At 44.1% G+C, this 9,790-nt stretch carries 9 protein-coding genes and 1 pseudogene; 3 read left to right on the top strand and 7 right to left on the bottom strand.

Annotated elements, in window-relative coordinates; translation table 11 throughout:
• The 3 genes and pseudogenes from V7D75_RS01745 to erpA form a co-directional block, all read right to left on the bottom strand.
• Window positions 1-415 (bottom strand): annotated as a pseudogene (locus tag V7D75_RS01745) (glutamate--cysteine ligase); the annotation flags it as partial.
• 286 nt (window positions 416-701) lie between these two features.
• Window positions 702-1,058: a roadblock/LC7 domain-containing protein gene (locus V7D75_RS01740; RefSeq protein WP_200663016.1), complete on the bottom strand. Its 357-nt coding sequence runs from the start codon at window positions 1,056-1,058 to the stop codon at window positions 702-704.
• Between the two features lie 367 nt (window positions 1,059-1,425).
• The gene (gene erpA, locus V7D75_RS01735) at window positions 1,426-1,806 is read right to left on the bottom strand and encodes an iron-sulfur cluster insertion protein ErpA (protein WP_068407319.1); all 381 of its coding nucleotides are present in this window, start codon (window positions 1,804-1,806) and stop codon (window positions 1,426-1,428) included.
• A 550-nt stretch (window positions 1,807-2,356) separates the two neighbouring features.
• On the opposite strand from erpA, the gene V7D75_RS01730 reads away from it, so the two are divergent.
• Complete coding sequence (locus V7D75_RS01730; RefSeq protein ID WP_333613154.1) at window positions 2,357-4,426, top strand: ATP-binding cassette domain-containing protein; 2,070 nt, start codon at window positions 2,357-2,359, stop codon at window positions 4,424-4,426.
• A gap of 124 nt (window positions 4,427-4,550) precedes the next feature.
• Here the strand turns inward: V7D75_RS01730 and V7D75_RS01725 are convergent, their stop codons facing one another.
• Entirely contained in the window at window positions 4,551-4,913 is a 363-nt protein-coding gene (locus tag V7D75_RS01725; RefSeq protein ID WP_102076714.1) for a septal ring lytic transglycosylase RlpA family protein, read from the bottom strand.
• 461 nt (window positions 4,914-5,374) lie between these two features.
• Between V7D75_RS01725 and V7D75_RS01720 the strand changes: the two genes are divergently transcribed.
• Together V7D75_RS01720 and V7D75_RS01715 are read left to right on the top strand one after the other, a co-directional pair.
• Window positions 5,375-6,397, top strand: a complete 1,023-nt coding sequence (locus V7D75_RS01720; RefSeq protein WP_333613153.1) for a DnaJ C-terminal domain-containing protein — start codon at window positions 5,375-5,377, stop codon at window positions 6,395-6,397.
• Between the two features lie 143 nt (window positions 6,398-6,540).
• Window positions 6,541-6,864 carry a chaperone modulator CbpM gene (locus V7D75_RS01715; RefSeq protein WP_333613152.1) on the top strand — a complete coding sequence of 108 codons (324 nt, stop codon included), beginning with the start codon at window positions 6,541-6,543 and terminating at the stop codon, window positions 6,862-6,864.
• Between the two features lie 130 nt (window positions 6,865-6,994).
• Here V7D75_RS01715 and sstT read toward each other — a convergent pair whose 3' ends face one another.
• The 3 genes from sstT to V7D75_RS01700 all read right to left on the bottom strand — a co-directional run.
• Window positions 6,995-8,197: a serine/threonine transporter SstT gene (sstT, locus tag V7D75_RS01710; protein ID WP_333613151.1), complete on the bottom strand. Its 1,203-nt coding sequence runs from the start codon at window positions 8,195-8,197 to the stop codon at window positions 6,995-6,997.
• A 196-nt stretch (window positions 8,198-8,393) separates the two neighbouring features.
• Window positions 8,394-8,882 (bottom strand): DNA polymerase III subunit chi, encoded by a 489-nt coding sequence (locus V7D75_RS01705; protein ID WP_191691769.1) that lies wholly within the window; start codon window positions 8,880-8,882, stop codon window positions 8,394-8,396.
• A gap of 50 nt (window positions 8,883-8,932) precedes the next feature.
• The coding region (locus V7D75_RS01700) for a leucyl aminopeptidase (protein ID WP_333613150.1) at window positions 8,933-9,790 on the bottom strand (858 nt) is incomplete at its 5' end.

The following is a 9,790-nucleotide window of genomic DNA, read 5'->3' as shown; positions in this document are numbered from 1 at the left end:
AGAGTGTTTTTAGCTTACCCGTATTAGAGCTGCCATAGTCTGCCAACGGAATATCTTCATCTTTTGATGACAGCATACACGGCATTGACAATGGCCACATCAGCTCGCCTTCAGGCATACCTTGATAAACCAATAAATGCAATTGGCGCAGCATGGTTAGCGTTTCTTTTGGAGAGGTTTTTGGGTCAGTGATAAGTTCGAGCAGACTTTCAGAGTAATCGGTGGTGATAAATGGATGCGTGAGCTTGGAGCCAAGCTTGGCTGGATGCGGAGTTTGTGCCAAGTAGCCGTCAGGTTTAACCCGCAGCCCTTCTTTTTCGATACCGCGCAGCATGCCGCTTAAATGCTTGCTATCAAACCAGTTTGGAATTTTAAAATCGACAAAGCTGCTCGCAAAATTACTCATAATAGTCATCTGTTGTTATTAGTTATGGTCGGTTGCCACACAATCGCTGTGCAACCGCAAAAATGGGTTATAGAATCACGTCAGTTTAGCCCAAAGCTGCCCCAAAAACCACGTACAATTACAAATACAGTAAGCTTCACTGGCGCTCAAATAACGGTTGTTTGGTTTATAAAATTGGGTAACCAGCCCAGCTATTAGTCAAATCTGCTGCCCTAAATCAAACAGCTATAAAGCAAAAAAACATCTACTTATCAGGTAGATGCTTTAGATAACTCATTACTTAATATAAACAGGCTTACGAGAATTCTAATTCAGTCTCGAAACCTTTTAGAATATGACGCGCCATGGCAAGGTTTGATTTTTGACGGTCAAGTACAAGGTATAAAAACAAGTTGTCATTACGTACCAATGGACGTAGCAAGTGATACTGCTTGCTCAAAGTGATAAGAATGTCTTCGATGTTCTCATTTAAATTTAGCGCTGCTGCTACTTTGCGCTTAGAGCGTAGTACTTCGGTGTTACCAGCCGCTGCTAGCTCAAGGTCAATACCAGAACCAAGCGTAGCCATTGCAAGACCAGATTCGCTGTCTACTAGGGCGGCGGCGATAAAGCCGTCGATGTCATTTAATGCGTCAAGTGATAACTTAGCCATGAGGGTGTGCCTTCATAATTTGGGGTAGGAGTGGGATTTTTTTAGTGATTCTTCTTTATGAGCAAAATCCTTTAATAAAAAATCTTCTCACAAAAATCTTTTAATAAAAGGCTCGCAAGCATAAGCTTTACAAACATGTTAAGCGCTCACTAAAATACAAGATTGATTAGACTAGCTACTCAAAAGAAGGCGGTATTTAAGCACATCCCCATAAAAAAACAATCGTAAACCGATTAAAGCCACCTTTTACCAGATTATCGGTTAAAAAAGACTTTTTCAGTTTACGATTGTATACTAAGTTTTATCCAACAGGACTGTATTGCTTTTAAAATAAAGCCATTATTTCGACTTGTTTGACTCGACTTGCTTAAAGTGAGAACGATGAACCACAGCCACAGGTCGTGGTGGCGTTTGGATTGGTGACAATAAAGCGTGCGCCCTCTAAGCCTTCGGTATAGTCTACGGTCGAGCCTTGCAGATACTGATAGCTTAGCGAATCGACGACTAAGGTCACATCATCATTATCAAAATTGGCATCATCTTCATTGAGCTCATTGGCAAAGTTAAAGCCATAAGAGAAGCCTGAACAGCCGCCGCCCGTCACATAGACACGCAGCATCAGATTGCTATCACCTTCTTCTTCACGTAGGCGACGTACTTTTTTTGCCGCGCTGTCGGTCAAGTTTAAGGCGGTTGGATCGACTGGTTGACTTGTACTTGGATTAAATTGATTGGCTGATTCGTTCATATCTACCTCAGTTGCTAAAATCAAATGATTTGTTTTTTATTTCTGCGAGGTCGTCTATTTATACTGGATAGGGCGACTGATAAGTAGCGGCTGATAACGCCTAGGCTACGGTAAAATAATGAGATTGGGTCATGGCTTTGATACTCATATCGAGCTGTCATAGCACTTAAGTGAGTATTGACCATCGCACTTAAGCGCATAGCAATACTACCGACACTTAGCTTCAGACACCTAACTGCATGATGTCAATAGTGTTTTACTAGTATAACATAATTGGGGTGCTGATTGATTTGTCAAGGGTGACAGTAGCGTTTGCAACTATATAGTAGTTTTACATGCCAAATAGCGGTTTTAATTACCAAATTTTTAATCGTTCGCAAGCCATTATGATCGCAAGTGGTTTTTAGCCGTATAAAGGGTTGAATTTAAAATAGTTATTTAATCGTTTGCCTATGCGCCAAGCGTTTGAAATAATAGCCGCCTGTAAACATGCCAGACGGGTGTTTTTATTGCCTTAAGTTTTATATTATTGTTGAGATGAAGAAATTATATGATCGAATTTAAAGACGTTGGCGTTCGCCGTGATGGTCGTGAGTTGTTTGCAGGGGCAAGCTTTCAGCTCCATCCGGGCCACAAAGTTGGCTTGACGGGCAATAACGGCACCGGTAAATCGACCTTGTTTGCCTTATTATTGACGCAAATGGGCACCGGCGATACCGAAGTGACGCTTGATAGAGGCGAAGTCAGCATTCCTGATAGCTGGCAGGTGGCGCACATGGCGCAGGAGGTCGGGGCGAGCACGCAGACGGCGATAGATTATGTGCTAAGCGGTGATGAGCAGTGGTATGAGATTAATGAGGCGTTAAATGATTTAAGCAGTGTCAGTGACGATCAGATTGGCGTTCTACATCAGCAGTTTGATGAGATTGATGGCTATCGGACGCCGACCAAAGCGGCGCAAATCATGGCAGGTCTTGGTTTTAAGACCAGTCAGCATGAATTGCCCGTTGAAGGGTTCTCGGGTGGCTGGCGTATGCGTTTAAATCTTGCCAAAACCTTGATGAGCCGCGCTGATTTAATGCTCCTTGATGAGCCAACCAACCATTTGGATTTAGACGCCATTCTTTGGCTTGAGACCTGGATTAATGCTTATACCGGTTTGGTGATTGTTATCTCGCACGACCAAGCGTTTTTGGACGCCACCGTCGGGCATATCTTGCACGTCGAACAACAAAAAATCACCCTTTATACGGGTAATTATCAGCAGTTTATCCGTACCCGTCACGAGCGTATGGCGCAGCAGCAGCAAGCGTTTGAGAAGCAACAAGCGACCAAAGCCCATTTGGATGATTTTATTCGTCGTTTCCGTGCCAAGGCCAGTAAAGCCAAACAGGCCCAAAGCCGCATCAAGCAGCTTGAGCGCATGGCAGAGCTGTCACCAATGATGGCGGACAATCCGTTCTCGTTCCGCTTTTATGAGCCGGCCAATATGAGCTCGCCGCTGATAGAAATGAGCAATGCTGATATCGGCTATAGCGAGACGCCGCTTTTGCATAATGCCAACGTCCAAGTAACGCCCGACACCCGCCTTGGTTTATTAGGGATGAATGGCGCGGGTAAATCGACCTTGATTAAAGCCTTGGTTGGCGAAATTGGTATTTTATCAGGCAGCTATCGCGTCTCTGACACCTTAAAGCTTGGCTATTTTAATCAGCATCAAATGGATACTTTAGACGCCGCAGCGACACCGATGCAAATGCTGCGCCGCCTAGCAGGTAAAACCTCTGATGCCGAACTGCGCTCGTTCCTTGGTAGTTTTGACTTTCGCGGCGACCGTATCGATACAGCAAGTGAGCTATTTTCTGGTGGCGAGCGCGCGCGTTTGACTTTGGCATTAATCGTTTGGCAGCGTCCAAATGTGCTGGTTCTCGATGAGCCAACCAACCATTTAGACTTACAAATGCGTCAGGCTTTGACCATTGCCTTACAAGGGTTTAAAGGGGCAGTGGTATTGGTATCGCATGATCGCGAGCTGATTGCCAACGTCTGCGACGAGCTGTTTTTAGTGCATGACGGCCAAATCGATGAGTTCGATGGCGATATCAGCGACTACGGTAAATGGCTAGCAGAAAAACGCAAACAAGAAAATGCCTCGGAAAAAAATACTGTTAAGAAAAAGAACAAAAAGGACAATAAGAAATCTGTTTCACGTGAAACAGATACAGATTCGGCAAACAGTCAAATAACCAAACCATCAACCAGCCAATCAGGCAATCAAGTGAGCAGTAAAGCGTCGACTGCACCTGCAAATAATAAAGCCGCCCAGCCTTTGATTAGCAAAGAAGAGCAGCGCAAATTGGCCGCTGAGCAGCGTAAGCTCACCGCACCGATACGCCGTGAGATTGAAAACACAGAAAAAGCTTTGGCTAAAATTGATGAAAAATTGGCCAGTTTAGAAACCAAGCTTGCCGATACTGAGCTGTACGAAGAGAGTCGCAAAGCTGATTTATTGCTATTGTTAGATGAGCAAACCGCGCTCCAGCAGCAGCATAGCGATAATGAAGAAAAGTTGTTGCTAGCGATGACAAATTTAGAGGAGATGGAAGCGCGTTTTCAATAAAAGCTGTAAAGGCAAGGTGACAGCGTGATTATTTAAGCGTGAGTGTTTAAGCGCCTAACATGGCGACTATAAAAACTCGTCGATAAAAAAAAGGGAGAGCCTAAGCTCTCCCTTTTTTATGCCATTATTCCATCCGGTATTTACCATCTCCATAAGACAGTATTTTCATAGTAGTTGTGCAAAGTTCACAGTTTATTTGACCAGCAGCGGCTTTCGATAAATCCAATATACGACCTTTAATATAAGGTCCTCTATCGGTAATTTTTACGATCACGCTCTGCTTTGTCTTTTTGTTGGTCACTTGTACCTTCGTACCAAACGGCAGCGTCTTATGCGCGGCGGTGAGGGAGTTCATGTTGAAGATACTGCCACTTGCGGTACGTTTACCGTGGAACTTACTACCGTAATAACTGGTGTTGCCGGCAAAAACGGTCGTACTTAACAGCAGCGATAAAGTGATGACTAAAGACTTGATTAAATAAGACATTTAATACCTATTTCTTGTTGATGAGATAGACAGATACTCTTGCCTATGTTATCCATACTCCCTGCGAGTACAAATAATAAAGGCATTTTACAAGAAAGAGCTTGTTATACCTTTACAGGTATGTAAAAGAACTACTAAGGTCAAAAGGACGCTGTTATGCCTGCAAATCTATGATTCACCATAGCTCAATCCTATTAACCACTCTTTAATTTTGTTAACAATATCTCCATTATTACTTATAAATATAGCCTTTATACTTAAGGTAACTATCTATTTGTCTAACAGTTTGGGTTGGTATTGTTGGCCGTTTATTATTGTTAAGATGATACGTAGATGACAATAACAATGATAACGACCAGACGTTATATGCGTTATATCGCTCTCATACAAACCGGTCCATCGTTTCGTTTACATTGGCATAGCAGTCTTATTCACAGGCTTTTATATTGAGGAAAAATAACATGGCAGAGAAAAATTACTATGACATTTTGGGCGTCAAAAAAGATGCCAGCGATGCTGAGATTAAAAAGAAATATCGTAAGCTGGTACGCCAATATCACCCTGACGTCAGTGATGATCCAGACGCTGATAATAAAATCGCGGAGATCAACAATGCTTATGAAACCCTTAGGGATAAAGACAAGCGTGCAGAATATGATGCCATGCTAGACAATCCTTTTGCTGGTGCAGGCGGCGCTGGTGGCTTTGGCGGTTTTGGTGGGCAATCTGCGGGCGCTGGCGGCCAAGGTGGTTTTCGCTGGGAAGACATCAAAGATCAGTTTGGTGAAGGTCAAGCTTATGGCAATGGCGGTTTTCGCTTCGATGATATCTTTTCAGCCTTTGGTCGCGGTGCGCGTGGGCAAACTGGTGGCCGCTCACAAAGCAGCGGCTTTGAGCAGTTTGGCGGCGGTTTTGGCGCGCAAGACAGTCAAGGTCAAGACCAACATGCAGAGATTACCGTGGATTTGGCCTCGGTCTATAGCGGTGATGACTATAGCATCAAGTTAAATGTGCCCGTTCGTCAGCCAAATGGTAGTGTCGATTATGAAAATAAAACCCTTAAAATAAAAATTCCTAAAGGCATCACCGATGGCAAGCAAATCCGCTTAGCAGGACAAGGGGCAGCTGGTATCGGCGGTGGTAAAAACGGCGATTTATTTTTAAAGGTTAAAATCAGTCACGCTGATAATATCCGTATTGAAGGCGCCGATGTTTATCAAACCGTTAATATTGCGCCTTGGGAAGCGGCGCTCGGTGAAAAAATTAATGTCAGTACCCCAGCGGGCTCACTTGGGGTGACGATTCCTAAAAACAGCAAATCAGGTAGCAATTTACGCCTAAAAGGTAAAGGTATTCCTGCGAAGCAAGCGGGCAATCTATATCTGACCCTAAATATCGTCAATCCTGATGTCAGCAGCGAGGCGGCCATAAAAGCGTATGAACAGCTTAAAGAAGCGTTTGCTGATACCAATATCAGCCGTTAACGACGGGTATTAACGTCTGATATTAACAGCTATTATTAACGATTGGTGCTATCAGTTTTTAACTGTGATGAATCATGAATAATCGCCCTGTAATAGAGACAACGACCATACGATAAAATAAAGCGCAAACGAGGATAATCATTATGAAACACTCGCCTGAATTTACCGACATTATCTTGAGCCTCGATGAGCTCGTAACTGCCTGTGGGCAAGAGCGCCAATGGGTCATTGAGTTGCTTGAAGAAAATATTATCGAATATGATGTACCAGAGCGTCAGCAATTTACCGGTTATCAGTTGACAACCGTACGCCGTGCCTCGCGCCTCAGCCGTGACTTTGAAGCCAGCGTGCCGGCGGTTGGTTTGATACTGGAGTTACTAGATGAGGTTGAGCAGCTGCGTCAATTTAAGCGCCAGCTTGATATGCAGATGCCGGTGATTGAAGTAGACGTTGAGCATTTAAAATAGCCAATGTCTTATCATTACCCATAAAAAAGGGTCTCTAAATGAGACCCTTTATACTATTAAAAATACCGCTTTAAAAATGACGGTTTTTCATTAAAACCAACGTCAATAACTAACAACTAACAACTAACAACTAACGCGCATATTTTGGATCAGCGGCAGCGGTAAATAAGACGTCTGTTGATGAGTTTAGCGCAGTTTCAGCGGAATCTTGTACCACCCCGATGATAAAGCCAATTGCCACCACTTGCATGGCGATGTCGTTTGGAATACTAAATAAGCTCGCAGCTAATGGAATTAAAAGTAGCGAACCACCAGCCACACCAGAAGCGCCGCAAGCACTAATCGTTGCGACCAAACTTAGTAGTAGCGCTGAGGCAAAGCTTACTTCGATACCAAGGGTATGCGCTGCTGCTAGCGTTAAGACGTTAATGGTAATCGCCGCGCCCGCCATATTGATGGTCGCACCTAGCGGAATGGTGACTGAATAAGTGTCTTCGTGTAGACCCAATTTACGCGCAAGGTTCATATTAACCGGAATGTTAGCGGCTGATGAACGGGTAAAAAACGCGGTAATCCCTGATTCACGCAGGCAAGTAAACACCAGTGGGAAAGGGTTTTTACCCGTCTTAACTAAGACGATAATAGGGTTGACCACCAGCGCAATAAACAACATACAACCGACTAGTACCATCAAAATGCGCGCATAACCTGCTAGCGCGGCAAAGCCTGTCTCAGCGACGGTATTGGCAACCAAGCCTAAAATACCAAATGGCGCTAGCGCAATGACCCATTTGACCACTTGCGAGATGGCATCAGAAAAATCGCTTACCACGGCGCGCGCGGTATCGCTGGCTTGACGTAGAGCAAAACCAATGATGATTGCCCACGCCAAAATACCAATATAATTGGCATCAGCGATGGCCTGCACAGGGTTGGCAACCAAATTCATCAGCAGGTTGGTGAGTACTTCTTGCAGGTTAGCAGGAGGTACTTGCTCAATGTTGGCATTGACCAATATTAGCTCGGTTGGGAATAAGAAGCTTGCGCCAACGGCGGTCAGTGCTGCCAAAAAAGTGCCGAACATATACATAATCAACACCGGTTTGACATACACCTCATTGCCACTGCGATGTTGGCTAATCGCTGCCATGACCAAAATAAAGACCAATATCGGCGCGACTGCTTTTAGCGCGCCGACAAATAGCGTCCCTAATAGGCCCAGCGCAATACCGATATTTGGTGCCAGCCAGCCAATCAAAACGCCTAATATTAAACCGATAATAATAAGCGGCACCAGCCCTATACGCTGGTACATCGCAATCAATGAACGCATCTATACACCCTCGACTTTGTCAATAAATATAAAATTTATAATAGAACGGAAAAGTAATCGAAGGATGGTAGCATTTTTTTAAGATAAACGCCTACCTTTAACCCATGCCTACCTAGGCACATAAGGTCAAGTGAAAGTGCGCAATGTGAAAAAATAGAAGTGTTTTTTAAGAAAAAAAATAGATAAGGTTTATCGATTAAACCTTAAAATGGGTCAGCTCGTAGCCCAATTGTTGATAAGCTTTATATTTATGCCGACCTTCTTGCGTACTCTCAGGGTCAGGTTTTATCAGCTCAAGCACCCGAGTAGGTTGGGCGTTATTGGTCGCTGCCATAAAACGATTGACAGGATGGATAGTGGTATTTAAGACAATGCCTTTAAAATCCGCTGGCATATAACTGCTAAGTAAAACAGGGGCTAATGGCTCGTTATTCTCTTGAACAGATTTACTAGCATCTTTAGGCTCAGAAATAGTAGCATGCAAAAGTCGCTGATGCGGTATAAAGCTTGCGGCATCATATGACCATAGCGCCTCATCAAGCGTCGATAGCAATTCATCATCTTTATCAATGAGAATCAACAGCGACTGGCTGCTTTTATTCAGCGCGGTTTGGGTCAATTGACAAATAAAGCCCAAGATATCTTGGGCTTTACTTTCACTTAAAATATAAAAACTGATATTCATAAATTCATTTTCATAAATTGGTATTTTACCAATGGATTATTAATAACAGATTAGGCATTGTTTTCGCTGTTTTTGAGGTATTGCATAAATAGCGGAACAGGGCGACCAGTTGCTGCTTTGTCTTTACCTGAATTCCATGCCGTACCAGCGATATCCAAATGCGCCCATGCTTGACCTTCTTCGACGAAGCGCGATAAGAAGCAAGCAGCTGTGATAGCCCCGCCACCTTTACCACCGATGTTTTGCATATCAGCGATAGGCGAGTCAAGCTGCGCTTGATACTCATCATCTAACGGCATATGCCAGATTAAATCGCCCGATAAATGGCTGGCGTTTTCTAATTCAAATAACACGTCTTCGTCATTACTAAACACCGCTGAGCGCACATGACCTAAGGCAACCACACAAGCGCCAGTCAACGTTGCCACATCAATAATGGCTTTTGGATTATAGCGCTGCACATAGCATAATGTATCGGCCAACACCAAACGACCTTCGGCATCGGTATTTAAGATTTCAACCGATTTGCCGTTCATGGCTTTGACGATATCGCCTGGGCGCGTGGCATCACCTGATGGCATGTTTTCCGCACAAGCAAGCGCACCAACAACGTTAATCGGGAGACGCGCTTCACATAAAGCTTTGATTGTACCGAGTACTGACGCTGAGCCGCCCATATCAAATTTCATCTCATCCATTGCCGCACCGGGTTTGATTGAGATACCGCCTGAATCAAAGGTCACGCCCTTACCGACTAAGACGATAGGCGCATCATCATTGACAGTTTTTGCCTCGCTGTTTTTGTCAGATTTTTTGCTGCCAGCTTTGGTAGGTAATTTATCCGCCAAGGCTTTTAGACCGCCCGTTACTTTTGCACCACTATTAGCGATTTTGCTAGCGCCAGCCTT

It is taken from the genome of Psychrobacter sp., from assembly GCF_036731945.1.
GTDB lineage: Bacteria > Pseudomonadota > Gammaproteobacteria > Pseudomonadales > Moraxellaceae > Psychrobacter.
This window is presented reverse-complemented; position numbering and strand designations above follow the sequence as displayed.